Raw genomic sequence first — 25344 nt, 5'->3', positions numbered from 1 at the left:
AAGCATAGGCAATTGAAATGCCAACTTGTCGAGGCAACTCAGTGCCAGGCTGAAATGCAGGCGCCAGAGCCCCGCAGCGCCTGGCTTTGGCAAGCAGAAAAAAATTTCAGGGGATCAACGGTGAAGAGGAGCCGACCAGTGGCGTTGCACCACATTGGGACAATCGGTAACACCCTCGGCCGAAATGCGCGGCCGAGGCGTAACTATTTCATTGCGGCGTCAACTCGATCAGGCAGCAGCGGCCCTGCACATTCAAAGTCTGCAGGCTGGCGTTATCTTGCAGCTGCAGGCAGTCGTAGCGTCCGAGGATCTGTTCACCCTGCCCGGCCAGTGCCACCTCCACCTGGGAAGCGGCGGCAAACAGCAGCAGGGTCGAGGCCGAGCTGAACACCCGCTGGCTGCCATCGAGCCATTGCAGGCGCGCACGGTAACGCTCAGGCGAATAGATCAGGTTGAAATCGCGAATCGAACCACCGAGCAAGGTGCAACTGACCTGGCTTTCGCCCCTGAAGGCAAAGGCATCGTAAGGCAACAGCGGCCGCGTGGCCTGGCCATCGACCTGCAAGCGCATGCCCTCGCCTTCAAGCACGGTGATGATGCGCTGATAACCGGCGAAACTGGAAAACCCGCCCGACTCGGCGATGTCGGCGATCGACAGGCGCCAGCCGAAACCGTCCAGGCCTTCGCCGGCATCACGGGTGATTTCTTCGGTACTGCCGCCGCCGTTTTTCCACGGCATGCGGGGGTAGTCTTTGGCGCGTAAAACCTGCAACTGGCTCATTTGCTGAAGCGTCCTTCCAGACGATGACGGGAACCGGGATGAATCAGACGAGCGGCAGTCACCGGCTGACGTCCCGACCAGGTACGGCGACGGATCAGCAGGCAGGGCTCGCCTTGTTCGATTTGCAACAGGCGGCATTCCTCCGGCTCGGCGAGGATCGCCTCGACCACGTGCTCGCCCTCGGTCAGCGGCGCCACCTGGGACAGGTAGGCGTAAGGGGTCTGCAGGGTGAAGTCCTGCTTGAGGTAGTCCGGAGCGATCTGCGCGTTGACGAAGCGGTCTTCGATCTGCACGGCAATGCCGTTCTCGTAATGCACGATCAGCGAGTGGAACACCCGCTGGCCTTCACGCATGTCCAGGGCCAGGGCCCGCTCGGAACCGGCGGCCTCCTCGGCGAGGGTGACCACCTTGCAGGTATGCTGATGACCGCGGGCGGCGATCTCATCGGCAATGTTGTTGACCTCGAACAGCGCTGAGCGGGTCTTGGGCTCGGCAACGAAGGTGCCGACGCCCTGCATGCGCACCAGCAGGCCTTCGGCAGTCAGCTCGCGCAACGCGCGGTTAATGGTCATACGGCTGAAGCCCAGTTCGTTGACCAGCTCGCTCTCCGAAGGCACGCGGTGATGAGGCGGCCAGCTGCCATTCTGGATCTGCTGGGCAATCATTTGTTTGACCCGGGCATACAACGGCGCCGGCCCCTCGCCCATCTGGGCAACCAGCGCGGAGACAGGAGGTGTCGGCACGGAAAATATCCTTGTTCGGTTGAATGAACGGTAGCTTGCCGGAGTTTACCCAGCAGGCAAACGTCTGTATATGTATATACAAATAATCACAATGAGGTGTTGCGTCGATGTCCGTCTTCTTTGCCGAGCGCGCTCTGCTGCCTACGGGCTGGGCCGAAAACGTCCGAATCGAGGTCGGTGCCGACGGCCTGCTGGCCAGTGTCCAGGCCAATGGCTCAGCCGAAGGTGCCGAGCGCCTTGCCGGCCCGCTGCTGCCTGGCATGCCCAACCTGCACTCGCATGCCTTCCAGCGCGCCATGGCCGGGCTGGCCGAAGTGGCTGGCAATCCCAACGACAGCTTCTGGACCTGGCGCGAGCTGATGTACCGCCTGGTCGGCAAGATCAGCCCCGAGCAATTGCAGATCATCGCCCGTCAGCTGTACATCGAAATGCTCAAGGCCGGTTACACCTCGGTTGCCGAATTCCACTATGTGCATCATGACACCCAGGGCCAGGCCTATGCCGATCCGGCCGAACTGTCCTTGCGCATCAGTCAGGCGGCCAGTGCCAGCGGCATCGGCCTGACCTTATTGCCGGTGCTGTACAGCCACTCCGGCTTTGGCGGCCAGACGCCGAACGAAGGCCAGCGGCGCTTCATCAACAGCACTGAACAGTACCTGAATCTGCAGTCGCGCCTGGCACCAGTGCTGGCCGAACAGCCCGCACAAGCCCTGGGCCTGTGCTTCCACTCCCTGCGTGCGGTCACCCCGGAGCAGATCGCCGAGGTCATGGCCGCCAGCGACAAGGCTTGCCCGGTGCATATCCATATCGCCGAGCAACAGAAGGAAGTCGACGATTGCCTGGCCTGGAGCGGCCGCCGCCCGCTGCAATGGCTGTACGAAAACACCGAAGTCGACCAGCGCTGGTGCCTGGTCCACGCCACCCATGCCGAGCCCGATGAAGTCGAGCTGATGGCCCGCAGCGGCGCAATCGCCGGCCTGTGCCTGACCACCGAAGCCAACCTCGGCGACGGCATCTTCCCGGCAGTGGACTACCTGGCCCAGGGCGGACGTCTGGGGATTGGCTCCGACAGCCATGTGTCGTTGAGCGTGGTTGAAGAACTGCGCTGGCTGGAATATGGCCAACGTCTGCGCGATCAGCGCCGCAACCGTCTATATCGCGGCGACCAGCCGATGGTCGGGCGAACCTTGTACGACGCGGCGCTGAGCGGTGGCGCGCAGGCGCTGGGGCAGCCAATTGGCGAGCTGGCGGTCGGTAAACGGGCAGACTGGCTGGTGCTCGATGGCAACGATCCGTATCTGGCGACTGCCAGCGAGGATGGCATTCTCAATCGCTGGCTGTTTGCCGGTGGGGACCGTCAGGTGCGGGATGTAATGGTCAACGGCCACTGGGTGGTGCGCCAGGGGCGGCATGCCCAGGAAGAAGACAGCGCACGGGCATTTGCCGGGGTGCTGCGGGCTTTGCTGGGCTGAGCTATCGCGAGGCAAGCTCGCTCCCACAGGCACACACATATCCTGTAGGAGCGGGCTTGCCCCACGAAAAAGCCCTCAAGGCTTATGAGCAAGCATGTCCTTGTCCGCCACCCGCCAGATCAGCCGATTGGTGTCATACCCTTGCTGCCGCGCCTTGGCCAGCAGGCTTTCCCTTTGCCAGGCCGGCACCGTCGGCGTGCGCGAAAGTATCCACAAGTATTTGCGATCCGGGTTACCGACCAGCGCGGTCTGGTAGTCGTCGCCGACATACAGCACCCAGTATTCGCCCTTGGCTACTCCCGGCAGCACGGTCGAGAACCAGTTGTCGAACTCCACCCAGAGCTTGTCGGTCTTGCCAGGCACCTGTGGCGTGGCGTTGCCGCTGGCTTCCTGCCATTCACCCTCAAGGGTCTGGCAACGGTTGAGCACACCGACCGTACCATCAGGCTTGAGGTTGTAATGGGCCTCGGACTGGGCGCAGTCGCGCTGGAAAAACATCGGCAGGCGCGCCAATTCAAACCACTTGCCCTGGTAGCGCTTGAGGTCCACGCTATCGACCGTCTTCGGCGGAATCGGCCCGGCGCCCGAGTTGGCACAGCCGCCCAGGATCAGGCCGATACACAGGGCCAGCAGCAGGTGTAGCGGTTTCATTTGAGCCCCTGCCCTGAGTACATCAGCACCTTGTCGGCGGCGTATTGCACGCTGATGAAGCTCTTCTCGTCACCCCAGGTGCAACTGGACATGCCCAGCGCGCCGGAGCACTCCTTGGGCGTGCCGAGCAGTGTTTCGACCTCGGCCTTGGCCATGCCTGCCTTGAGCTTTGAATAGTTTTCCTGGTTGATTTTGTTGCACGCAGTCAGAAATACGCACAAGGACAACAAGGCGAGGGAACGCAACGACATGAAAGGTCACTCCTGGACATGAGGGTGCAGGCGCGATGGCCTACCGACAGCTTAGAAGGGGAAAACCGAGTCTGGTTCCCCGGCCGCAGCGCTTTCCTGACGCCAATTCACTGCCTTTGGTCGTATTACGCCCCCTGCGCATTAATCTTTTGCCCAAAGCGGACGACACAGGGGCGCGCTGCGACGTATTGCCGCGCCCTCCCCGTTGACCCGCCTTGTGCAGACAGACCCCGCAATGACAAAAAACCTGAAATTCAGCCACAAGATTCTGCTCGCCGCCGCCCTGGTGGTCGCTGTCGCCTTTACCTGCTTTGTCCTGTTCAACGATTACCGCCAGCGTCAGACCCTGCGTAGCAATACCGAGGCCTCCATGCGCGAACTCGGCAGTCTGACCAGCAGCAACATCCAGACCTGGCTGCAAAGCCGCATCCAGATCCTGCAGTCGCTGTCCCAGCAAGTGACCGTCGATGGCGCGAGCCAGGACAGCCTGACCCGCAGCCTGAACCTGCCGGTGTACGGCAACAATTTCCTCCTGACCTATTTCGGCGGCCAGGATGGCTACATGCAGTCGGTGCCGCTGGGCAGCCGCCCGGCCGATTACGATCCGCGTGTGCGTGGCTGGTACAAGGCTGCCAGCAGCGCCGGCCAGACCATCGTCACCGAACCGTACATTTCCACCTCCGCCAACAAGCTGGTGATCACCCTGGCCACGCCAGTGCAGCAGCAAGGCCGGCTGATCGGCGTCAACGGTGCCGACACCGACCTGGACAGCATCAGCGCAATCATCAACGCGCTGAACTTCGACGGTCACGGCCAGGCTTTCATCGTCAACGGCGACGGCAAAATCCTGGTCCATCCCGACAGCAGGCTGGTGCTGAAAAACCTCAGCGAAGCCTACCCGCAGAACACCCCGCAGATCGGCAGCGGCCTCAAGGAGGCTGAGCAAGGCGGTCAGCAGCAGTTCATCACCTTCACCAAGGTCAATGGCGTGCCGTCGGCCGATTGGTATGTGGCGCTGGTGCTCGACCAGGATTTCGCCTTCGCCATGCTCAGCGAACTGCGCACCTCGGCGATTGTCGCCACGGTGATTGCAGTACTGATCATCATCGCCCTGCTGGGCTTGCTGATCCGCGTGTTGATGGAACCGCTGCACGTCATGGGCCGGGCGATGCATGACATCGCTGAAGGCGAAGGCGATCTGACCCGCCGCCTGCGCATTCATGCTCAGGACGAATTCGGCAGCCTCGGCCAGTCATTCAACCGTTTTGTCGAACGCATCCATGAGTCGATCCGTGAAGTGTCCTCGGCCACCGGCCAGGTCAACGAAGTGGCCCTGCGCGTGATCAGTGCTTCGAATGCCTCGATCCATAACGCCGACCAGCAATCGAGCCGCACCAGCAGCGTTGCCGCCGCCATCAACCAGCTCGGTGCCGCCGCCCAGGAGATCGCCCAGAACGCCGCCCTCGCTTCGCAGCACTCCAGCGATGCGCGCAACCTGGCCGCAGAAGGTCAGCAGGTGGTCGAGCAGACAATCGAGGTAATGAACCAGCTGTCGACCAGGATCAGCGACTCGTGCGACAACATCGAGACGCTGAATGCCAACACGGTGAACATTGGCCAGATCCTCGAAGTGATCAGCGGCATTTCCCAGCAGACCAACCTGCTGGCGCTCAATGCTGCCATCGAAGCGGCGCGTGCCGGTGAAGCCGGCCGCGGTTTTGCTGTGGTGGCTGATGAGGTGCGCAACCTGGCTCACCGCACCCAGGACTCGGCGCAACAGGTGCAGCGCATTATCGAAGAGCTGCAGGCCGGCGCCCGCGTCGCGGTCAGCACCATGACCGAAAGCCAGAGCCACAGCCAGCACAGCGTCGGCATTGCCAACCAGGCCGGTGAGCGTCTGGGCAGCGTGACTCAGCGCATCGGCGAGATCGACGGCATGAACCAGTCGGTGGCCACCGCCACTGAAGAACAGACAGCCGTGGTCGAGTCGATCAATGTCGACATTACCGAGATCAATATGTTGAATCAGGAAGGGGTGGAGAACCTGCAGGCGACCTTGCGGGCCTGCACCGACCTGGAGAATCAGGCCAGCCGGTTGAAGCACCTGGTGGGAAGTTTCAGGATTTGATCTGACATTTATCGCGGGGCAAGCCCGCTCCCACAGGACCGGTGGGAGCGGGCTTGTCCCGCGATTGAATTCAACTCAAAACCGCGAGCCGGGCTCCAGCAGAAAATCCATTTCTTCATCGGTACTCGGCCGATTCAGCACCAGATTGCGATGCGGGAAGCGGCCAAAACGGGCAATCACCCGCTGGTGCTGCTCGGCATAATCAAGAAAACCTTCGAACAGACGTCGGTCTCTCTCCGGCTGGGCATCGAGCAACAGCTGATAGCGCTCGACACTGATATTCTGCCAATCCAGCACTTCGGCATGCTCCAGCACCAGCAGGATGAACACCCGCTGGATCGGCAGCAACTGGTAGTCCCAGGCCTTGTCCAGCCCCTGCATCACCAGCACCTGGGCACGCCGGTCGCCATCGAAGGCACGCGGCGTGTCGCGGTGGATCATGCGCGGCAACTGATCGAGCAGCAGGACCAGAGCCAACCAGCCCTGCGGGCTTTGCAGCCACTCGTCCAGACCGCCCGCCAGTGCCTGGGCAACCAGATCGCCGAAGCGCTCTTGCGCCTCGTCGTCGTGGTGCTTGCCGAACCACAGCGTGCTCTTCTCGTCAGCGACGTCCTGAGGGCTGGTGCCCCATCCGAACCACCACTCCAGTAACGGCTGCCAAGGTGCGAGCATGACTTACTCCTGGTGATAACCGGTAACGCGCTCGACTTCCTGCTTGGAGCCGAGGAACACCGCCACGCGCTGGTGCAGGCTATCAGGCTGGATGTCGAGGATGCGCTGTTTGCCGTCGGTGGAAGCACCGCCAGCCTGTTCGATGATGAACGACATCGGATTGGCTTCGTACATCAGACGCAGCTTGCCCGGCTTGGACGGCTCGCGCGCGTCACGCGGGTACATGAACAGGCCGCCACGGGTCAGGATGCGATGCACGTCGGCTACCATCGAGGCGATCCAGCGCATGTTGTAGTTCTTTTTCAGCGGACCGGTCTCACCGGCCAGCAGCTCGCCCACATAGCGGGTCACCGGCGCTTCCCAGTGACGCTGGTTGGACATGTTGATGGCGAACTCGGCGGTGGCTTCCGGCACCTGGATGTTCTCGTGGGTCAGCACGAAGCTGCCCAGTTCGCGGTCCAGGGTGAAACCCTTGACGCCATTGCCCAGGGTCAGGATCAGCATGGTCTGCGGGCCATAGATCGCGTAACCGGCGGCAACCTGCTTGGTGCCCGGCTGCAGGAAGGCCTGTTCGTTGAGGCTTTCGTTCTGGCTCAGGTACTCGTTAGGGCAACGCAGCACCGAGAAGATGGTACCGACCGAAACGTTGACGTCGATGTTCGACGAACCGTCCAGCGGGTCGAATACCAGCAGGTAGGCGCCTTTCGGGTATTTGCCCGGGATCTGGTAGGCATTGTCCATTTCTTCGGACGCCATGCCGGCCAGGTGGCCGCCCCACTCGTTGGCTTCGAGCAGGATGTCGTTGGAAATCACGTCCAGTTTCTTCTGGACTTCGCCCTGCACGTTTTCCGTGCCCATGCTGCCCAGAACACCACCCAGGGCGCCCTTGGAAACGTTATGGCTGATCTCCTTGCACGCACGCGCCACCACTTCGATCAGGAAGCGCAGATCGGCAGGGGTACTGTTGCTGCGGGTCTGCTCAATCAAATAGCGACTCAGGGTAACGCGGGACATGTATGGCTCCGAAGGAAGGGGGTAGTAAAAACCCCCGCAGTTTACAGGGAGAGTGCAGCGCTAGCGAGCTATCCGACACGCTTGCCCGATCAGACGGCACTTTGACCCGAGAGTTCAGCGCTCCCGGGCCGTCATGCACGGCTTAGTCGAGGGCTTTCCAGATCTGTGTGGCGTACTCGCGAATGGTCCGGTCCGAAGAGAACCAGCCCATCCGCGCGGTGTTGAGCACTGCGATACGCCACCACTGCTTGGGATCGTGCCAGAGCGCTTCGACGCGCAACTGAGCGTCCCAGTAGGCATCGAAGTCGGCGCAGACCAGAAAGCGGTCATGGGCCACCAGCGAATCCACCAGGCCCACGTAACGGGCCGGGTCATCCGGGGAGAACACCCCGCTGCGAATCGCCTGAAGCACATCATTGAGGCGGTGAGAGGCGCTGATCGCCGCATGGGCGCCAAAGTCGCCACTTCGCTTGCGCGCCTCCACCTGCTGCGCGGTCAGGCCGAAGATGAACATGTTTTCGGCACCGACCTGCTCGCACATCTCGACATTGGCGCCGTCCAGGGTGCCGATGGTCAGGGCGCCATTGAGCCCGAACTTCATGTTGCTGGTACCCGAGGCTTCGTAACCGGCGGTGGAAATCTGCTCGGACAGGTCCGCTGCCGGGATGATGCTTTCCGCCAGGCTGACGTTGTAGTTGGGCAGAAACACCACCTTGAGCAGGCCGCGCACGGTCGGGTCGTTGTTCACCACCCGGGCGATGTCGTTACTCAGCTTGATGATCAACTTGGCCTGGTGATAGCTGGCCGCCGCCTTACCGGCGAAAATTTTCACCCGTGGCGCCCAGTTGGTCCCGGGTTCGGCCCGTATCGCCTGGTACAAGGCCACGGTGTGCAGGAGGTTGAGCAACTGGCGCTTGTACTCGTGGATGCGTTTGACCTGCACATCGAACATCGCTTCAGGGTTGACGGTGATCCCCAGACGCTCCTGGATCAGGTTGGCCAAGGCCTTCTTGCTGTGCAGGCGCTGCTCGGCGAACTGTTTACGGAACGCCGCCTTGTCGGCAAAGGGGTCGAGGTCGCGCAAGCGCCCTTGCGGGTTGTCGAGCACATCCTCACCCAGGGCCTCGACCAGCATGCCGGTGAGCTGCGGGTTGGCCTGGTACAACCAGCGACGGAAGGTGATGCCGTTGGTCTTGTTGTTGATCCGTTCTGGATACAGCTTGTGCAGCTCGGCGAACACCGTGCTGCGCATCAACTTGCTGTGCAACGCCGACACGCCATTGACGCTGTGCGATCCGAGAAACGCCAGATTGCCCATGCGCACACGCCGGCCATTGTCTTCCTCGATCAGTGAAACTGCGCGCAACACATCGAAATCATGGATGCCCTTGGCCCGCAGGGCATCGATGTGAAACGCGTTGATCAGGTAAATGATCTGCATGTGCCGCGGCAGCATGCGCTCCATCAGACCGACCGGCCAGGTTTCCAGGGCTTCGGGCAGCAGCGTGTGGTTGGTGTAGGCCAGGGTCTCGACGGTCAGTTGCCAGGCCGTGTCCCAGGGCACTTCGTGCTGATCCACCAGCAAGCGCATCAACTCGGCGACGGCAATCGAGGGGTGGGTATCGTTGAGCTGGATCGCCGCCGACTCGTGCAGGTTGAGCAGGCTGTCGTGCATGTTCAGGTGGCGGCGCAGCAGATCCTGCAGCGATGCACAGACGAAGAAGTACTCCTGACGCAGACGCAGTTCCTGGCCGGCCTCGGTGCTGTCGGCCGGGTACAGCACGCGTGAAATGCTTTCGGCGCGGGCCACCTCGGCCACCGCACCCAGGTGGTCACCGGCGTTGAAGCGTTCCAGGTGCAACTCTTCCAGCGCCCGCGCCCGCCACAGGCGCAAGGTGTTGACGCTGGCACCACGCCAGCCGACCACAGGCGTGTCATAGGCAACCGCGCGTACGGTCTCAGCCGGTGACCACACCTGGCGTTGCTGGCCATTGGCGTCATGCACGGTTTCGACGCTGCCGCCGAAACTGATCGGATAGATCACCTCGGCCCGCTCGAACTCCCAGGGGTTGCCGAAATCCAGCCAGTTCTCGGTCTGCTCCTGCTGCCAGCCATCGACCACCGCCTGGCGGAACAGGCCGTGCTCGTAGCGGATGCCATAGCCGTGGGCAGCAATGCCCAGGGTCGACATGCTCTCCATGAAGCAGGCGGCCAGACGCCCGAGGCCACCGTTGCCCAGGGCTGCATCAGGCTCGAGCAGGCGAATGCGCTCGAGGTCGACGTTCAGGCCACTGAGGGCCTCGCGGGCGATATCCAGTAAACCAAGATTGCTCAAACTGTCGTACAGCAAGCGACCGATGAGAAATTCCAGCGAAAGGTAATACACCCGCTTCTGGCTCTTGCGATAAATCTGCCGGGTGTGGTCCATCCAGTGATCGACCATGTGATCACGGGCTGCCAGGGCGATGGCTTCGAACCAGTCATGTTCGAAGGCGTGTTCCGGGTCTTTGCCGACCGCGTAGGTCAATTTGTCCAGTACAGCGGTGCGAAAAGCGGCCACCTCTGCGTCACGAGCGAGTGGTTCCTGAGACATGCGACGTCCTCGACCAGGTTGACGAATGCGGATGGAGATTTCTCAGCCTAGACCGTTCGACACAGAGCGAAAGCGCAGGTTCGGGAGTTTCTGTGTAAAAACCGCGGCCATGACGGCTGGAACCGGCAAATGGTTGTTCACATTTTGACCAACTCCGGTATGATCGCGCGCCCACCCGAACATCTAAAACCTGAACCTGATGAAACCGACCCTGATTGCCGCCGCCGAAGTCGACCGCCTGGAAACCTGGCAGAAGTACCAAAGCCATATGTGCGGAGGCTGCAACTCGACCTGCTGCACCTTGCCGACGGAAGTGAAAATCAAAGACCTGATCCGCATGGGCGTGGTGGATGAGTTCGAGGTGGGTGAGCCGCCGAAGAACATTGCCAAGCGTTTGCAGAAAGACGGGATCATCCAGCGCTTCAACCAGAAGTCGGGGATATTCACCCTGGCGCAGATGAGCAACGACGATTGCCTCTATCTGGATCGTAAAAGCCGCATGTGCACCATTTATGACAAGCGCCCGGACACCTGCCGCAACCACCCGCGGATCGGACCGCGGCCGGGCTATTGCGCGTACATCCCAAAACCTGCGGCCCGCCGCTAAACATTGCGGTGGGAGCGGGCTTGCCCCGCGATTGCGATGTGACTGACACACCGCATCGCGGGGCAAGCCCGCTCCCACAGACAGTTGCTCCCACCGATGGCCTGGGCAGCAAGCCTTGAGTTAACCCACATTTACTGCAGACAAACAAAAACGCCCCCGGCCTTGCGACCGGGGGCGTTTTTCATTTCAGCCGGGCTTAGTTAGCCTTGGCTTTCTTGGCAGCGCGGGTACGCTCGCCTTCGTCGAGGATCTTCTTGCGCAGACGGATCGACTTAGGAGTGACTTCGCACAGCTCGTCGTCCTGGATGAATTCCAGCGCCTGTTCCAGGGTGAAGCGAACAGGTGGAACCAGAGCGATGGTTTCGTCTTTACCCGAAGCACGCATGTTGTCGAGCTTCTTGCCCTTGGTAGGGTTGACGCCCAGGTCGTTGTCACGGCTGTTCAGACCAACGATCTGACCGTTGTAGATCTCCTGACCGTGTTCGACGAACAGCTTGCCACGAGCCTGCAGGGTTTCCAGCGAGTAGGTCAGTGCCTTACCGGTTTCTACCGATACCAGTACACCGTTCTGACGGCCGGACATGTGACCGGACTTCATCGGCGCGTAGCGGTCGAAGATCGAGGTCAGGATGCCTGCACCGTTGGTCAGGGTCAGGAACTGGTTACGGAAACCGATCAGACCACGGGCTGGAATGTTGTATTCCAGGCGTACACGGCCCTTGCCATCCGGAACCATGTTGGTCAGGTCGCCTTTACGCAGACCCATTTCTTCCATGACCTTGCCCTGCGAATCTTCAGGGATGTCGATGGTGACGTTCTCGAACGGCTCGTGCTTGACGCCGTCGATTTCGCGGATGATCACTTCCGGACGACCAACGCCCATTTCGAAGCCTTCGCGACGCATGGTTTCGATCAGTACCGACAGGTGCAACTCACCACGGCCGGAAACCTTGAACTTGTCAGCCGAGTCGCCTTCTTCAACGCGCAGTGCAACGTTGTACAGCAGCTCTTTGTCCAGACGTTCCTTGATGTTACGGGAAGTCACGAACTTGCCTTCTTTACCGCAGAACGGCGAGTCGTTGACCTGGAAGGTCATCGAAACGGTTGGCTCGTCAACGGTCAGCGGCTTCATCGCTTCAACTGCGTCCGGAGAGCACAGGGTGTCGGAGATGAACAGCTCGTCGAAACCGCTGATGCAGACGATGTCGCCAGCCTGGGCTTCTTCGACGTCAACGCGGTGCAGACCGTGGTGACCCATCAGCTTGAGGATACGGCCGTTACGCTTCTTGCCGTCGACGTCGATAGCGACAACCGGGGTGTTCGGCTTGACGCGACCACGGGCGATACGGCCAACGCCGATAACACCGAGGAAGCTGTTGTAGTCCAGTGCCGAGATCTGCATCTGGAACGGACCGTCACGGTCAACAGCTGGCGCTGGAACGTTGTCGATGATCGACTGGTACAGCGGGGTCATGTCTTCGGCCATTTCGGTGTGGTCCAGACCGGCAATGCCGTTCAGGGCCGAGGCGTAGACGACTTTGAAGTCCAGCTGTTCTTCGGTGGCACCGAGGTTGTCGAACAGGTCGAAGATCTGGTCCAGAACCCAGTCAGGACGCGCGCCCGGACGGTCGACCTTGTTGATCACCACGATCGGACGCAGGCCGGCTTCGAACGCCTTCTTGGTCACGAAACGGGTTTGCGGCATAGGGCCGTCCTGGGCGTCGACCAGCAGCAGCACGGAGTCAACCATCGACATTACACGCTCAACCTCGCCACCGAAGTCGGCGTGGCCGGGGGTGTCGACGATGTTGATGTGGTAGCCGTTCCAGTTGATGGCGGTGTTTTTCGCCAGAATGGTAATACCGCGCTCTTTTTCCTGGTCGTTGGAGTCCATGACGCGCTCGTCGTTGAGCTCGTTACGCTCCAGAGTGCCGGACTGACGCAGGAGTTTGTCGACCAGGGTGGTTTTACCATGGTCAACGTGGGCGATGATGGCGATGTTACGCAGATTTTCGATCACGTGTGTATCTCGATCAGAGGATTCGGGTTGCCGCCCAGTCTAGGCGGCGAATATGAATGAATGGCGCTCAACGGGCCCGCAGGTCGGGGGGGCGATGGCGGATGCTCCCGCCATATAGCCCCGGCGTTTTATGTCGGACGATAAACGCGCACATTGGCATGTCCCTCACTGAGCAAATGATGGGCATGCAGGCGACTCATCACACCCTTGTCGCAATACAGCAGGTACTGGCGCGTGTGGTCCAGCTCCTTGAAGCGACTGTTCAGGGCGTAGAACGGCAAGGCCTTGACCTCGATGCCGTCCAGTTCCAGGGGCTGGTCTTCCTGGGCATCGGGGTGACGAATGTCGATCACCACCTGCCCGGCCAGCGCCTGGCTGACTTCTTCGATCTGAATATCCTGGCTGAGTTCATCGATCACATGGTCGATGGAGATCAGGCGAGCGCGCTCCAGGGCACGCTCGAGCACGGCCATGTCGAACTGTTTCTCTTCATGGTCGACGCGGTGACGCTTGGCACAGGTGGTCGGGTTCACCGAGATCACGCCGCAGTATTCAGGCATGTGCTTGGCAAACTCGGCAGTGCCGATCTGGTTGGCCTGGTCGATGATGTCCTGCTTGTGGCTGGCCAGCAGCGGGCGCAGTACCAGCTTCTCGGTGGCCGAGTCGATCACCGCGAGGTTCGGCAGGGTCTGGCTCGACACCTGGGAGATCGCTTCGCCGGTGACCAGCGCATCAATCTCGAGACGGTCGGCAATGTTGGTCGCCGCGCGCAGCATCATGCGCTTGAGGGTCACGCCCATGTAGCTGTTGTCGACCTTGCCGAGAATCTCGCCGACCACTTCTTCGAACGGCACGCTGACGAACAGCACGCGCTGGCTGCTGCCGTATTTCTTCCACAGGAAGTGGGCGACTTCCATCACCCCCAGCTCGTGGGCGCGGCCGCCAAGGTTGAAGAAGCAGAAGTGGGTCATCAGGCCGCGGCGCATCATCTGGTAAGCCGCCACGGTGGAGTCGAAACCACCGGACATCAGCACCAGGGTCTGCTCCAGCGCGCCCAGCGGGTAGCCGCCGATGCCCTTGTGCTGGTTGTGAATCACGTACAGACGCTTGTCGCGCACCTCGATGCGCACCTCGACCTCGGGGTTGCGCAGGTCGATACCGGCGGCGCCACACTGCTGCCGCAGCTGGCTGCCGACATAGCGGTCGACGTCCATCGAAGTGAAGTCGTGGTGGCCACCACGCTTGCAGCGTACGGCGAAGCGCTTGCCGGCCAGCAAGTGACCGAAGTGCGCCTTGCACTTGGCGACGATGTCGTCGAAGTCACCCAGCGGGTACTCGTCGACCTGCAGGAAGTGGGCAATGCCCGGCATGCAGGTCAGACGCTCGGTCATCTCGCGCAGGACCTTCTCGTCCTCGATGCGGGTGACCACCTCGAGGTTGTCCCAGACACCGTCAACCGCGAGCGCAGGATCGAGGTCCTTGAGCACGGTACGGATGTTGCGGCCCAGCTGACGGATGAAGCGCTTGCGAACCGGGCGGCTCTTGATGGTGATCTCTGGGAAGACTTTTACGATTAGTTTCATGAATTACAGCGCGCGAGGTGCCGACTAAAAAAGTGGGGCGCGGATTATAGCGGAAATTGCTCAAGGTTTAACCAATTAATCTACAGAAGGTTTTGCGCGCACCAAAATGAGGCATCATGCTTGTTCTGCGCCTCTTAAAAGTGCAGAAAACCACCCCTTTTTCAGGCTGACACCCCTGGAATGCTTGGGAATCGGGCAAAAAATCCAAACCAGGGCACTGGCATGCAATTTGCTCCCTTGTGAGGCAGGTTGCCTTGGCCGACTATTCGCGCCCGGCATCACCCAAATTCAAGGGCTGCACAGGCAAGCTCTACCCCACCCGGAGGACACTATGTCGAAGTCGGTTCAACTCATCAAAGATCATGACGTCAAATGGATTGATCTGCGCTTCACTGACACCAAGGGCGTACAGCACCACGTGACCATGCCGGCCCGTGATGCGCTGGAAGACGACTTCTTCGAAGTCGGCAAGATGTTCGACGGTTCCTCCATCGCTGGCTGGAAAGGCATCGAAGCCTCCGACATGATCCTGATGCCGGTCGACGAAACCGCCGTGCTGGACCCGTTCACCGAAGAGCCGACCCTGATCCTGACCTGTGACATCGTCGACCCATCGAGCATGCAGGGTTACGACCGTGACCCGCGCGCGATCGCCAAGCGTGCCGAAGAGTACCTCAAGAGCACCGGCATCGGTGACACCGTGTTCGCCGGTCCAGAGCCTGAGTTCTTCATCTTCGACGAAGTGAAGTTCAAGTCGGACATCTCCGGCTCGATGTTCAAGATCTTCTCCGAGCAAGGCTCGTGGATGTCCGACCAGGACGTTGAAGGCGGCAACAAAGGCCACCGTCCAGGCGTGAAAGGCGGCTACTTCCCGGTTCCGCCGTTCGACCACGACCACGAAATCCGTACGGCCATGTGCAACGCACTGGAGGAAATGGGTCAGACCGTCGAAGTCCACCACCACGAAGTGGCGACTGCCGGCCAGAACGAAATCGGCGTCAAGTTCAACACCCTGGTGAAGAAGGCTGACGAAGTAATGGCCCTGAAATACGTCGTGCACAACGTTGCCGACGCTTACGGCCGCACTGCCACCTTCATGCCCAAGCCACTGTACGGCGACAACGGCTCGGGCATGCACGTGCACATGTCGATCTGGAAAGAAGGCAAGAACACCTTCGCAGGCGAAGGCTATGCCGGCCTGTCCGACACCGCCCTGTACTTCATCGGCGGTATCATCAAGCACGGTAAGGCCCTGAACGGCTTCACCAACCCGTCGACCAACTCCTACAAGCGTCTGGTGCCAGGCTTCGAAGCGCCGGTCATGCTGGCCTACTCGGCTCGCAACCGTTCCGCTTCGATCCGTATCCCTTACGTTTCCAGCCCGAAAGCCCGCCGTATCGAAGCGCGCTTCCCGGACCCGTCGGCCAACCCGTACCTGGCCTTCGCCGCGCTGCTGATGGCCGGCCTGGACGGTATCCAGAACAAGATCCACCCAGGCGATGCCGCCGACAAGAACCTGTATGACCTGCCGCCTGAAGAGGCCAAGGACATCCCGCAGGTTTGCGGCAGCCTGAAAGAAGCCCTGGAAGAGCTGGACAAGGGCCGTGCGTTCCTGACCAAGGGCGGCGTGTTCTCCGACGACTTCATCGATGCCTTCATCGAGCTGAAGAGCGAAGAAGAGATCAAGGTTCGCACCTTCGTACACCCACTGGAATACGAGCTGTACTACAGCTGCTAATTCCGTGACGGTGTAACGCCATCAAAGAGAGGCCTCCTTCGGGAGGCCTTTTCTTTTTCTGACACATGCATAGGCCACAGCCGACAGGTAAAACGCTGACAAGACGCCACACTGGTCTTTTTCCCTTAAGGACACCCCATCATGCGCACACCGCTAATTGCCCTGCTGCTCACCCCGCTGCTGCTCACCCAGGGCTGCACATCGACGCCGCCAGCCAACAGCCCACTGCAGCGATTGCTCGACAGTGTCGAACAACGCCTGGACATCGCCGAAGCCGTGGCCTTGAACAAATGGGACACTGGCCAGCCGGTACAGGCCAGCGAGCGCGAACAACAGGTGGTAGCCAACGCCCAGGCCCAGGCCACGCGCTTCGGTGTCGACGGCCAGCGTGCAGCCGCGTTCTTTACCGATCAGATCGAAGCCAACAAGCTGCTCCAATACAGCGCACTGTCACGCTGGCAGGCGGCAGGCAGCGCACCGCAAACCCCGCGTGTCGATCTGGCCAGGCAGTTGCGCCCTCAGCTGGACAGCTTGCAGCGCACCCTGCTCAGCGACCTGGCGGCATTCGACCGCAGCCGCCCGGTGCCTTGTCAGCCTGCATTGGCCCAGGCCATTGAGCAGCGCGAAACCAACCCACAACGCACCCTGGCGCTGATCCGTGCCACCGCCCATTTATGCGCTGCGGCGTAATTCATCCTCTATGCTCTATATTGGTGCACACAACCGCGTGCACTAAAGCAAATCAGCCCATTTTGGTTCAAGAAAACCGCCAGATCAGGGTTTTGTAGCCATATTTAGCGCAAATTCAGGTCTTTATCAGGCGAATCCGCTTCTTTTCGGAGCCTTGGTTTGTTTTTTGCATTTTCTTCTCACCAGCAGACAACCAGCGCCCGCGACCCTGGCCCAGCCGGGGTCGTCATGAGCCAAAAGAGGTCACCGACGCCCCATGACCATCAGCGATGCCCTGCACCGACTGCTACTGGACAACCTGACCACTGCCACCATCCTGCTCAATGCCGAATTGCGCCTTGAGTACATGAACCCGGCAGCGGAAATGCTCCTGGCCATCAGCGGCCAGCGCAGCCATGGGCAATTCATCAGCGAGTTGTTCACCGAATCGCCGGAAGCGCTCAATTCCCTGCGCCAGGCGGTGGAGCACGCGCACCCGTTCACCAAGCGCGAAGCGCAACTGACCTCGCTGACCGGGCAGACCCAGACCGTCGACTATGCGGTAACGCCGATCCTCAGCAGTGGCCGGACTTTGCTGCTGCTTGAGGTCCATCCCCGCGACCGGCTGCTGCGTATCACCAAGGAAGAGGCCCAGCTGTCCAAGCAGGAAACCACCAAGTTGCTGGTGCGCGGCCTGGCCCATGAAATCAAGAATCCGCTGGGCGGCATTCGCGGCGCCGCGCAACTGCTCTCGCGGGAATTGCCCGAGGAAAGTCTCAAGGATTACACCAATGTGATCATTGAGGAGGCGGACCGCCTGCGCAACCTGGTCGATCGCATGCTCGGTTCGAACAAGCTGCCGTCGCTGGCAATGACCAACATCCACGAAGTACTCGAACGGGTCTGCAGCCTGGTCGAGGCCGAAAGCCAGGGCGGCATCACCCTGGTGCGTGATTACGACCCGAGCCTGCCGGACGTGCTGATCGACCGCGAGCAGATGATCCAGGCCGTGCTCAATATCGTGCGCAACGCCATGCAGGCCATCAGCGGCCAGAACGAATTGCGCCTGGGCCGTATCACCCTGCGCAGCCGCGCCATGCGTCAGTTCACCATCGGCCACACCCGCCATCGCCTGGTGGCCAAGGTCGAGATCATCGACAACGGCCCGGGCATCCCCCACGAACTGCAGGAAACCATCTTCTACCCCATGGTCAGCGGCCGTCCGGACGGTACCGGGCTGGGCCTGGCCATTACCCAGAACATCATCAGCCAGCACCAGGGCCTGATCGAATGTGACAGCCATCCAGGCCACACCACCTTCTCGATCTTTCTGCCGCTGGAACAAGGAGCCACCGCCTCATGAGCCGAAGTGAAACCGTCTGGATCGTCGATGATGATCGCTCCATCCGCTGGGTCCTGGAAAAAGCCCTGCAACAAGAAGGCATGACCACCCAGAGTTTCGACAGCGCCGACGGTGTCATGAGCCGCCTGGCCCGGCAACAGCCGGACGTGATCATCTCCGACATCCGCATGCCCGGAGCCAGCGGCCTGGACCTGCTGGCGCAGATTCGCGAGCAGCACCCGCGCCTGCCAGTGATTATCATGACCGCCCACTCGGACCTCGACAGCGCGGTGGCGTCCTATCAGGGCGGCGCATTCGAATACCTGCCCAAACCGTTCGACGTCGATGAGGCGGTGTCGCTGGTCAAGCGCGCCAACCAGCACGCTCAGGAGCAACAGGGCTTGGATGTCGCGCCGAGCCTGACCCGCACCCCGGAGATCATCGGCGAGGCGCCGGCGATGCAGGAGGTGTTTCGCGCCATCGGCCGCCTGAGTCACTCCAACATCACCGTGCTGATCAACGGCGAGTCGGGTACCGGTAAAGAGCTGGTCGCCCATGCCCTGCACCGTCACAGTCCACGGGCGGCTTCACCGTTCATCGCCCTGAACATGGCGGCGATTCCCAAGGACCTGATGGAGTCCGAACTGTTCGGCCATGAAAAAGGCGCGTTCACCGGCGCCGCCAACCTGCGGCGCGGGCGCTTCGAACAGGCCGATGGCGGTACCTTGTTCCTCGACGAGATCGGCGACATGCCGGCCGACACCCAGACCCGTCTGCTGCGGGTCCTGGCCGATGGCGAGTTCTACCGAGTCGGTGGGCATGTACCGGTGAAGGTCGACGTACGCATCATCGCTGCGACTCACCAGAATCTGGAAACCCTGGTGCAGGCCGGCAAGTTCCGCGAAGACCTGTTCCATCGCCTGAACGTGATCCGCATCCATATCCCGCGCCTGGCCGACCGCCGCGAAGACATCCCGACCTTGGCCCGCCACTTCCTTGGACGCGCCGCTCAGGAACTGGCGGTTGAACCCAAGCTGCTCAAGGCCGAGACCGAAGAGTTCATGCGCAACCTGCCGTGGCCGGGTAACGTGCGCCAGCTGGAGAACACCTGCCGCTGGATCACGGTGATGGCTTCGGGCCGCGAAGTGCATATCGGCGACCTGCCGCCGGAACTGCTCAACCTGCCGCAGGACAGCACGCCGGTGACCAACTGGGAGCAGGCGCTGCGTCAATGGGCCGACCAGGCCCTGGCCCGCGGTCAAACCAGCCTGCTCGACAGCGCCGTGCCAAGCTTCGAACGGATCATGATCGAAATTGCCCTCAAGCACACTGCAGGCCGCCGTCGCGATGCCGCAGTACTGCTCGGTTGGGGCCGCAATACCTTGACGCGCAAGATCAAAGAGTTGGGAATGAAGGTCGCCGGTGGCGAAGAGGAAGGCGACGACGAAACCTGATCCGGGCGACTGGTGGGAGCGGGCTTGCCCCGCGATAGCGGTTTGTCAGCCCCATCGTATCGCGGGGCAAGCCCGCTCCCACCGCCCCCACATGCACCGAACCTGTGCCCGATGCACCGCAGCAAGGCAAAAAATCCCCGGTGAAACCCGCTCCAACCCCTCAAACACGCCTATTTTCGGGCTGCAATAAAACTGGCACACACCCTGCATTAGTATCAGTACTTCCAGTTTTGGGGGCCTTGGTACAGGCAGGCCGGGGATTCCCCTCTTTTATTCGTGCAGCCTCACCTGCACACGCCAGCGCCCATCGTCCTCTGCTCCGGCCCAGTTGCCGTGCAGTGGACGCGCCGCGACCAGGGTCACCAGCAACCCGCCATCACTCTTCTGGACCCGCCAGCTGACCGGTTTACCCTGCTGGCGCAACTGACCCCGCGCAGCCTTGCCTTCGGCCTCGAACAGCAAGGCCAGGGTGCCATCGACTTCTTCGCCGTGCAGCTTGGGTTCTTCGTTGAAGACCAGGTCCAGCCCGCCCTCGACCACCTGCACCTGCTCCAGCATCCGCGGCTCGGGCGCGGTCAGGCGACCGATCATCAAGCCCACCAACATGCCGAAAATGGCCAGGGAAAACAGCACACGCGGCCATTGCTGCGAACGCGGGTCCGGTTCAGGAGTAGAATGCTCGCCATCTTTATGCTCGGAGCCGTGCATGTTTCACGTCATCCTCTTTCAACCAGAAATTCCGCCGAATACTGGCAATATTATAAGGCTGTGCGCCAACAGCGGCTGTCACTTGCACCTGATCGAGCCGATCGGCTTCGAGCTGGACGACAAGCGCCTGCGCCGCGCCGGGCTGGACTACCACGAGTATGCCACCCTCAAGCGCCATGCCGACCTGCCCAGCTGCCTGGAAAGCCTCGGCCAGCCGCGCCTGTTCGCCTTCACCACCAAGGCCTCGCACCCTTACCACGAAACGGCGTTCCAACCTGGCGACGCCTTCCTGTTCGGTCCGGAAAGCCGTGGCCTGCCGGCCGAGGTGCTCGACACCCTGCCCGCCGAGCAGCGCCTGCGTTTGCCCATGCGGCCGGGATGCCGCAGCCTGAATCTGTCCAATACCGTGGCAGTGACCGTGTATGAGGCCTGGCGCCAGCAAGGGTTTGCCTGAGCCAAGAAAAAAGCGCCCCTCGGGGCGCTTTTTGCTACATCGCAACAGGCTTATTGCAGCGAAGGCGCTTCGCCAGCTTCCTGCATGCGCTGCATTTCCTGGGCGTACAAGGCGTCGAAGTTGACCGGAGACAGCATCAGCGCCGGGAACGATCCACGGGTCACCAGGCTGTCCAGCGCTTCACGCGCGTACGGGAACAGGATGTTCGGACAGAACGCCCCCAGGGTGTGGCTCATCGAAGGCGCGTCGAGGTTCTTGATCAGGAAGATACCGGCCTGCTGGACTTCAGCAATGAAGGCCACTTCGTCGCCGTTCTTGACGGTCACCGACAGGGTCAGTACGACTTCGTGGAAGTCGCCTTCCAGACCTTTCTGCTTGGTGTTCAGGTCCAGGGCAACACTCGGCTCCCACTGCTGACGGAAGATCGCCGGGCTTTTCGGCGCTTCGAACGACAGGTCGCGCACATAGATGCGCTGCAGGGAGAATTGCGGGGTGCTTTCGTCGGCTGCGGCTGCTTCGTTGTTCTGTTGATCAGTCATGACAGATCCTTCTTTCCAGGGTCTTAAATAGGGGTTCTGGTTCAGGCCTTGAGCAAGCCGTCGAGTTTACCGGCGCGCTCAAGGGCATACAGGTCGTCGCAACCGCCGACGTGGGTACTGCCAATCCAGATCTGCGGCACCGAGGTACGGCCGGCCTTCTGGCTCATTTCGGCGCGCACCTGCGGCTTGCCATCGACCTTGATCTCTTCGAAGGCCACGCCTTTGCTCTGCAGCAGGCGCTTGGCCTGCGAGCAATAAGGGCAGTAATCGCTGGAATAGACGATGACGTCGCTCATTTCACTTCACCAATGGCAGGTTATCGGCTTTCCAGCTCGACACGCCACCCGACAGCTTGGCAGCGGTGAAACCGGCTTTGAGCAGTTCGCGGGCGGTGGTGCCAGCGTGCTGACCCATGGCATCGACAACGATCAGGGTCTTGTTGGCCTTGTGCTTTTCCAGCTCGCCGATACGCGCGGCGAACTTGTCCTGCGGAATGTTCAGGGCGCCAACGATGTGGCCAGCCGCGTAATCCTTGGTCGAACGAATGTCGATCACCAGGCCTTTGTCGCTGTTGACCAGCGCGGTCAGCTCGCCAGTGCTCAGGCTGCGGCCACCTTTGCGCGCTTCGGTGACAATCAACAGCACCAGCAGAACGACGAAGATACCAACCAGCAGATAGTGATTTGTTGCGAATTCAATCAGGTGAGCAACCATTGGAGGGTGTTCCAGGCCATTAAAAATGTTGGCCAGTATACACAGCCCCCAAGGTCGGCCAAAGCCCGCCCGACCGGCTTGTCGGCAGTAATTCCCATCCAGCCCCTGCAGTCCGTCGGCCAGCAGCCGCTGGCGAACAAGGTTAATTCGTCATTGATGACCAATTTGCCCTAAAATGCGTGTCTTTATCATCTGAACAACCGTGAGTGGGATTGATGACGAGCACGCCAAAACCTTTGGTCCTGATCATCCTGGATGGTTTCGGTCACAGCGAAAGCCACGAATACAACGCCATCTACTCGGCCAGCACGCCGGTCTACGATCGCCTGCGCGCTACCCAGCCGCACGGCTTGATCTCCGGCTCCGGCATGGACGTCGGCCTGCCTGACGGGCAGATGGGCAACTCCGAGGTCGGGCACATGAACCTCGGCGCCGGTCGCGTGGTGTACCAGGACTTCACCCGGGTCACCAAGGCCATCAAGGACGGCGAGTTCTTCGACAATGCCGTGCTCTGCGGCGCGGTCGACAAGGCTGCAGGAGCCGGCAAGGCTGTGCACATCCTCGGCCTGCTCTCCGATGGCGGCGTGCACAGTCACCAGGATCACCTGATCGCCATGGCCGAACTGGCCGCCAAGCGTGGCGCCGAGAAGATCTACCTGCACGCCTTCCTCGACGGTCGCGATACCCCGCCGAAAAGCGCGCAATCGTCGATCGAGCTGCTCGACGCGACCTTCGCCAAGCTCGGCAAGGGCCGCATCGCCAGCCTGATCGGCCGCTACTTCGCCATGGACCGCGACAACCGCTGGGACCGCGTCTCGGCGGCCTACAACCTGATTGTCGACAGCGCCGCCGAATACACCGCCGACAACGCCCTGGCCGGCCTGGAAGCGGCCTACGCCCGTGGCGAGAGCGATGAATTCGTCAAGGCCACACGCGTTGGCGAAGCCGTCACGGTCGAAGACGGCGACGCGGTAATCTTCATGAACTTCCGCGCCGACCGTGCCCGCGAACTGTCGCGGGTGTTCGTCGAAGCCGACTTCAATGAGTTCCCACGCGCGCGCCTGCCGAAACTGGCCGCCTATATCGGCCTGACCCAGTACTCGGCCAAGATCCCGGCGCCTGCCGCGTTCGCCCCGGGCAGCCTGGACAACGTGCTCGGCGAATACCTGGCGAAAAACGGCAAGACCCAGCTGCGCATCGCCGAAACCGAGAAATACGCCCACGTCACCTTCTTCTTCTCCGGCGGCCGTGAAGAGCCGTTCGAAGGCGAAGAGCGCATCCTGATCCCGTCGCCGAAGGTCGCCACCTATGACCTGCAGCCGGAAATGAGCGCCCCGGAAGTCACCGACCGCATCGTCGAAGCCATCGAACAGCAGCGCTACGACGTGATCGTGGTCAACTATGCCAACGGCGACATGGTCGGCCACAGCGGCGTGTTCGCAGCCGCGGTCAAGGCGGTCGAAGCCCTGGACCTGTGTGTCGGGCGTATCGTCGAGGCGCTGGACAAGGTCGGTGGCGAAGCCCTGATCACCGCCGACCACGGCAACGTCGAGCAGATGGAAGACGCCTGCACCGGCCAGGCGCACACCGCGCACACCACCGAGCCGGTGCCGTTCATCTATGTCGGCAAGCGTAACCTGCAGGTCCGCGAAGGCGGCGTGCTGGCTGACGTGGCGCCGACCATGCTGAAACTGCTGGGCCTGGAAAAACCGGCAGAAATGACCGGCACCTCGATTCTGATCGACGGCTGAAGCCGCTAAACCGGCCTCAACGCTCGGTTTTCCAGACAAACGCCTCAACGCAGTTGCCTTGAGGCGTTTTTTTTGCAAGCTGCGGCGGGCATACTAGGCCAGTCTCTATCCCTGGTGTCGCCCACTCCATGTTTCGCGCCCTGATTGTCCTAGCCTTGTCTTGCCTGCTCAGCCCGGCGTTTGCCGACGAGCGCGCGCAAACCCAACAGCAACTCGACGCCACGCGTCAGGACATTGCCGAGCTGAAGAAAATGCTTGGCCAGTTGCAGCAGGAAAAATCCGGTGTGCAGAAAGACCTGCGCAGCACAGAAACCGACATCGGTAAGCTGGAAAAGCAGGTGGAGGCCCTGCAACAGGAACTAAAAAAGACTCAGGGCGAGCTGGAGCGCCTTGATCACGAGAAAAAAAAACTCCAGAGCGCCCGCGTTGAACAACAACGCCTGATTGCCATCCAGGCCCGTTCGGCCTACCAGAACGGTCGCGAGGAATACCTCAAGCTGCTGCTCAACCAGCAGAACCCCGAGAAATTCGCGCGCACCCTGACCTATTACGATTACCTGAGCCAGGCGCGCCTGGAGCAGTTGCGCAGCTTCAATGAGACCTTGCGTCAGCTGGCCAACGTCGAGCAGGACATCAGCCTGCAGCAGGCCCAGTTGCTGGCCCAGCAAGGCAACCTCGATGCCCAGCGCCAGGCGCTGGAAAAAGTCCGCGCCGAACGCCAGCAAGTGCTGGCCAAACTGAACAACGACGTCAAGGCCCGCGACCAGAAACTGCAAGCCCGTGAGCAAGACCAGGCCGATCTGAGCAAGGTGCTCAAGACCATCGAGGAAACCCTCGCCCGCCAGGCCCGTGAAGCCGAAGAAGCGCGGCAGAAGGCCCTGCTGGCGGCCCAGGAGGCGGAAAAGCAGCGCCAGCGCGAAGCCCTGGCAGCCAAGGATGATGCGCCGAGCAAGCCCAAGAGCATCCCCGGCCCGCTGGTTTCCAGCAGCGGCGAGACCTTTGGCGGCGCTTTTTCTTCAGCCCGCGGCAAACTTCCATGGCCAGTCAATGGTCGATTGCTGGCGCGCTTTGGCGAAACCCGCGGCGGTGATGCGCGGACCAAATGGGACGGTGTGATGATCAGCGCCTCCCCAGGCAGCCAGGTGCGTGCCGTGCACGGTGGCCGGGTGGTGTTTGCCGACTGGTTGCGCGGCGCTGGACTTCTGGTCATTCTCGACCATGGTAATGGTTACCTGAGCCTCTACGGCCATAACCAGAGCCTGCTCAAGAGCGCCGGAGACGTCGTCAAGGCCGGCGAGGCCATTTCCACCGTCGGCAACAGCGGCGGCCAGGACAGCTCGGGGTTGTACTTCGCCATCCGCCAGCAAGGTCGTCCCAGCGACCCCGCACAATGGTGCCGTGCCCAGGGATAGGTACCACCACCCGTATTTGACGGCGTAGCGCGATATCGGGCTACGCCG

At 61.3% G+C, this 25344-nt stretch carries 23 protein-coding genes and 1 pseudogene; 11 read left to right on the top strand and 13 right to left on the bottom strand.

Translation table 11 applies throughout. The features are described 5' to 3' along the window. Nucleotides 1-208: 208 nt before the first annotated feature. Together NPS47_RS11045 and hutC are read right to left on the bottom strand one after the other, a co-directional pair. A complete protein-coding gene (locus NPS47_RS11045; RefSeq protein WP_274295008.1) occupies nt 209-781 on the bottom strand; it encodes a HutD/Ves family protein in 573 nt (190 codons plus the stop codon). Beyond that, nucleotides 778-1488 carry a histidine utilization repressor gene (gene hutC, locus NPS47_RS11040; RefSeq protein ID WP_274295058.1) on the bottom strand — a complete coding sequence of 237 codons (711 nt, stop codon included), beginning with the start codon at nt 1486-1488 and terminating at the stop codon, nt 778-780. Before hutC ends, NPS47_RS11045 begins: the two co-directional genes overlap by 4 nt. Before the next feature lie 143 nt (nt 1489-1631). On the opposite strand from hutC, the gene NPS47_RS11035 reads away from it, so the two are divergent. Then, nucleotides 1632-2996: a formimidoylglutamate deiminase gene (locus NPS47_RS11035; protein WP_274295007.1), complete on the top strand. Its 1365-nt coding sequence runs from the start codon at nt 1632-1634 to the stop codon at nt 2994-2996. A gap of 75 nt (nt 2997-3071) precedes the next feature. Here NPS47_RS11035 and NPS47_RS11030 read toward each other — a convergent pair whose 3' ends face one another. Together NPS47_RS11030 and NPS47_RS11025 are read right to left on the bottom strand one after the other, a co-directional pair. Beyond that, nucleotides 3072-3647 (bottom strand): lipocalin family protein, encoded by a 576-nt coding sequence (locus NPS47_RS11030; protein ID WP_274295006.1) that lies wholly within the window; start codon nt 3645-3647, stop codon nt 3072-3074. Further along, nucleotides 3644-3898, bottom strand: coding sequence for a hypothetical protein (locus NPS47_RS11025; RefSeq protein ID WP_274295005.1), 255 nt, complete (start codon nt 3896-3898; stop codon nt 3644-3646). Before NPS47_RS11025 ends, NPS47_RS11030 begins: the two co-directional genes overlap by 4 nt. 235 nt (nt 3899-4133) lie before the next feature. Here NPS47_RS11025 and NPS47_RS25700 point away from each other — a divergent pair. Beyond that, nucleotides 4134-5171: pseudogene (locus NPS47_RS25700) on the top strand (HAMP domain-containing protein); the annotation flags it as partial. A gap of 24 nt (nt 5172-5195) precedes the next feature. Continuing rightward, entirely contained in the window at nt 5196-6026 is an 831-nt protein-coding gene (locus NPS47_RS25695; protein ID WP_425313497.1) for a methyl-accepting chemotaxis protein, read from the top strand. A gap of 75 nt (nt 6027-6101) precedes the next feature. Here the strand turns inward: NPS47_RS25695 and NPS47_RS11015 are convergent, their stop codons facing one another. The 3 genes from NPS47_RS11015 to NPS47_RS11005 form a co-directional block, all read right to left on the bottom strand. Beyond that, the gene (locus tag NPS47_RS11015) at nt 6102-6698 is read right to left on the bottom strand and encodes a DUF924 family protein (protein WP_274295003.1); all 597 of its coding nucleotides are present in this window, start codon (nt 6696-6698) and stop codon (nt 6102-6104) included. A gap of 3 nt (nt 6699-6701) precedes the next feature. After that, nucleotides 6702-7712 (bottom strand): class 1 fructose-bisphosphatase, encoded by a 1011-nt coding sequence (locus tag NPS47_RS11010; protein WP_274295002.1) that lies wholly within the window; start codon nt 7710-7712, stop codon nt 6702-6704. A 142-nt stretch (nt 7713-7854) separates the two neighbouring features. Then, a complete protein-coding gene (locus tag NPS47_RS11005; protein WP_274295001.1) occupies nt 7855-10305 on the bottom strand; it encodes a glycogen/starch/alpha-glucan phosphorylase in 2451 nt (816 codons plus the stop codon). A 199-nt stretch (nt 10306-10504) separates the two neighbouring features. On the opposite strand from NPS47_RS11005, the gene NPS47_RS11000 reads away from it, so the two are divergent. Beyond that, entirely contained in the window at nt 10505-10912 is a 408-nt protein-coding gene (locus tag NPS47_RS11000; protein WP_038615479.1) for a YkgJ family cysteine cluster protein, read from the top strand. Nucleotides 10913-11108: 196 nt separating this feature from the next. Here NPS47_RS11000 and typA read toward each other — a convergent pair whose 3' ends face one another. Beyond that, entirely contained in the window at nt 11109-12932 is a 1824-nt protein-coding gene (typA, locus tag NPS47_RS10995) for a translational GTPase TypA (RefSeq protein WP_038615481.1), read from the bottom strand. A 128-nt stretch (nt 12933-13060) separates the two neighbouring features. After that, nucleotides 13061-14515, bottom strand: a complete 1455-nt coding sequence (gene thiI / locus NPS47_RS10990) for a tRNA uracil 4-sulfurtransferase ThiI (RefSeq protein ID WP_274295000.1) — start codon at nt 14513-14515, stop codon at nt 13061-13063. Nucleotides 14516-14846: 331 nt separating this feature from the next. Here thiI and glnA point away from each other — a divergent pair, with 331 nt between their 5' ends. From glnA to ntrC, 4 genes are all read left to right on the top strand, one after another. Further along, a complete protein-coding gene (gene glnA, locus NPS47_RS10985) occupies nt 14847-16253 on the top strand; it encodes a type I glutamate--ammonia ligase (RefSeq protein ID WP_274294999.1) in 1407 nt (468 codons plus the stop codon). Nucleotides 16254-16394: 141 nt separating this feature from the next. Beyond that, on the top strand, nt 16395-16943 hold the full coding sequence (locus tag NPS47_RS10980) for a chorismate mutase (protein ID WP_274294998.1): 549 nt from the start codon (nt 16395-16397) through the stop codon (nt 16941-16943). Nucleotides 16944-17199: 256 nt separating this feature from the next. Further along, a complete protein-coding gene (gene glnL, locus NPS47_RS10975; RefSeq protein ID WP_274294997.1) occupies nt 17200-18285 on the top strand; it encodes a nitrogen regulation protein NR(II) in 1086 nt (361 codons plus the stop codon). Then, nucleotides 18282-19718: a nitrogen regulation protein NR(I) gene (ntrC, locus tag NPS47_RS10970; RefSeq protein ID WP_274294996.1), complete on the top strand. Its 1437-nt coding sequence runs from the start codon at nt 18282-18284 to the stop codon at nt 19716-19718. The genes glnL and ntrC overlap by 4 nt, the downstream gene beginning before the upstream one ends. 270 nt (nt 19719-19988) lie before the next feature. On the opposite strand, the gene NPS47_RS10965 is transcribed toward ntrC, so the two are convergent. Beyond that, nucleotides 19989-20426, bottom strand: a complete 438-nt coding sequence (locus NPS47_RS10965; RefSeq protein WP_274294995.1) for a hypothetical protein — start codon at nt 20424-20426, stop codon at nt 19989-19991. On the opposite strand from NPS47_RS10965, the gene NPS47_RS10960 reads away from it, so the two are divergent. Then, on the top strand, nt 20425-20880 hold the full coding sequence (locus NPS47_RS10960) for a tRNA (cytidine(34)-2'-O)-methyltransferase (protein WP_274294994.1): 456 nt from the start codon (nt 20425-20427) through the stop codon (nt 20878-20880). The two genes, NPS47_RS10965 and NPS47_RS10960, sit on opposite strands and share 2 nt — an antisense overlap. Before the next feature lie 50 nt (nt 20881-20930). On the opposite strand, the gene secB is transcribed toward NPS47_RS10960, so the two are convergent. Genes secB through NPS47_RS10945 form a run of 3 tightly spaced genes read right to left on the bottom strand, consistent with a single transcriptional unit; the run spans nt 20931 to nt 22133 of the window. Then, nucleotides 20931-21419 (bottom strand): protein-export chaperone SecB, encoded by a 489-nt coding sequence (gene secB / locus NPS47_RS10955; RefSeq protein WP_274294993.1) that lies wholly within the window; start codon nt 21417-21419, stop codon nt 20931-20933. A gap of 41 nt (nt 21420-21460) precedes the next feature. After that, nucleotides 21461-21715, bottom strand: a complete 255-nt coding sequence (gene grxC / locus NPS47_RS10950; protein ID WP_038615495.1) for a glutaredoxin 3 — start codon at nt 21713-21715, stop codon at nt 21461-21463. Nucleotide 21716: 1 nt separating this feature from the next. Then, the gene (locus tag NPS47_RS10945; RefSeq protein ID WP_107024929.1) at nt 21717-22133 is read right to left on the bottom strand and encodes a rhodanese-like domain-containing protein; all 417 of its coding nucleotides are present in this window, start codon (nt 22131-22133) and stop codon (nt 21717-21719) included. A 215-nt stretch (nt 22134-22348) separates the two neighbouring features. Between NPS47_RS10945 and gpmI the strand changes: the two genes are divergently transcribed. Next, nucleotides 22349-23884 carry a 2,3-bisphosphoglycerate-independent phosphoglycerate mutase gene (gene gpmI / locus NPS47_RS10940; RefSeq protein WP_274294992.1) on the top strand — a complete coding sequence of 512 codons (1536 nt, stop codon included), beginning with the start codon at nt 22349-22351 and terminating at the stop codon, nt 23882-23884. A 128-nt stretch (nt 23885-24012) separates the two neighbouring features. Beyond that, nucleotides 24013-25296, top strand: a complete 1284-nt coding sequence (locus NPS47_RS10935) for a murein hydrolase activator EnvC family protein (RefSeq protein WP_274294991.1) — start codon at nt 24013-24015, stop codon at nt 25294-25296. Nucleotides 25297-25344: the final 48 nt, after the last annotated feature.

The organism is Pseudomonas putida (genome assembly GCF_028682475.1).
GTDB classification, from domain to species: Bacteria; Pseudomonadota; Gammaproteobacteria; order Pseudomonadales; family Pseudomonadaceae; genus Aquipseudomonas; species Aquipseudomonas putida_AG.
The sequence above is the reverse complement of the archived record's forward strand: the minus strand, read 5'-3'. Positions and strand labels throughout refer to the sequence as shown.

What these genes read in the sequence shown, in the direction of transcription:
- NPS47_RS11045 (WP_274295008.1), bottom strand. Translation starts at nt 781, where the DNA reads ATGAGCCAGTTGCAGGTTTTACGCGCCAAAGACTACCCCCGCATGCCG.
- hutC (WP_274295058.1), bottom strand. Translation starts at nt 1,488, where the DNA reads ATGGGCGAGGGGCCGGCGCCGTTGTATGCCCGGGTCAAACAAATGATT.
- NPS47_RS11035 (WP_274295007.1), top strand. Translation starts at nt 1,632, where the DNA reads ATGTCCGTCTTCTTTGCCGAGCGCGCTCTGCTGCCTACGGGCTGGGCC.
- NPS47_RS11030 (WP_274295006.1), bottom strand. Translation starts at nt 3,647, where the DNA reads ATGAAACCGCTACACCTGCTGCTGGCCCTGTGTATCGGCCTGATCCTG.
- NPS47_RS11025 (WP_274295005.1), bottom strand. Translation starts at nt 3,898, where the DNA reads ATGTCGTTGCGTTCCCTCGCCTTGTTGTCCTTGTGCGTATTTCTGACT.
- NPS47_RS11015 (WP_274295003.1), bottom strand. Translation starts at nt 6,698, where the DNA reads ATGCTCGCACCTTGGCAGCCGTTACTGGAGTGGTGGTTCGGATGGGGC.
- NPS47_RS11010 (WP_274295002.1), bottom strand. Translation starts at nt 7,712, where the DNA reads ATGTCCCGCGTTACCCTGAGTCGCTATTTGATTGAGCAGACCCGCAGC.
- NPS47_RS11005 (WP_274295001.1), bottom strand. Translation starts at nt 10,305, where the DNA reads ATGTCTCAGGAACCACTCGCTCGTGACGCAGAGGTGGCCGCTTTTCGC.
- NPS47_RS11000 (WP_038615479.1), top strand. Translation starts at nt 10,505, where the DNA reads ATGAAACCGACCCTGATTGCCGCCGCCGAAGTCGACCGCCTGGAAACC.
- thiI (WP_274295000.1), bottom strand. Translation starts at nt 14,515, where the DNA reads ATGAAACTAATCGTAAAAGTCTTCCCAGAGATCACCATCAAGAGCCGC.
- glnA (WP_274294999.1), top strand. Translation starts at nt 14,847, where the DNA reads ATGTCGAAGTCGGTTCAACTCATCAAAGATCATGACGTCAAATGGATT.
- NPS47_RS10980 (WP_274294998.1), top strand. Translation starts at nt 16,395, where the DNA reads ATGCGCACACCGCTAATTGCCCTGCTGCTCACCCCGCTGCTGCTCACC.
- glnL (WP_274294997.1), top strand. Translation starts at nt 17,200, where the DNA reads ATGACCATCAGCGATGCCCTGCACCGACTGCTACTGGACAACCTGACC.
- ntrC (WP_274294996.1), top strand. Translation starts at nt 18,282, where the DNA reads ATGAGCCGAAGTGAAACCGTCTGGATCGTCGATGATGATCGCTCCATC.
- NPS47_RS10960 (WP_274294994.1), top strand. Translation starts at nt 20,425, where the DNA reads ATGTTTCACGTCATCCTCTTTCAACCAGAAATTCCGCCGAATACTGGC.
- NPS47_RS10965 (WP_274294995.1), bottom strand. Translation starts at nt 20,426, where the DNA reads ATGCACGGCTCCGAGCATAAAGATGGCGAGCATTCTACTCCTGAACCG.
- secB (WP_274294993.1), bottom strand. Translation starts at nt 21,419, where the DNA reads ATGACTGATCAACAGAACAACGAAGCAGCCGCAGCCGACGAAAGCACC.
- grxC (WP_038615495.1), bottom strand. Translation starts at nt 21,715, where the DNA reads ATGAGCGACGTCATCGTCTATTCCAGCGATTACTGCCCTTATTGCTCG.
- NPS47_RS10945 (WP_107024929.1), bottom strand. Translation starts at nt 22,133, where the DNA reads ATGGTTGCTCACCTGATTGAATTCGCAACAAATCACTATCTGCTGGTT.
- gpmI (WP_274294992.1), top strand. Translation starts at nt 22,349, where the DNA reads ATGACGAGCACGCCAAAACCTTTGGTCCTGATCATCCTGGATGGTTTC.
- NPS47_RS10935 (WP_274294991.1), top strand. Translation starts at nt 24,013, where the DNA reads ATGTTTCGCGCCCTGATTGTCCTAGCCTTGTCTTGCCTGCTCAGCCCG.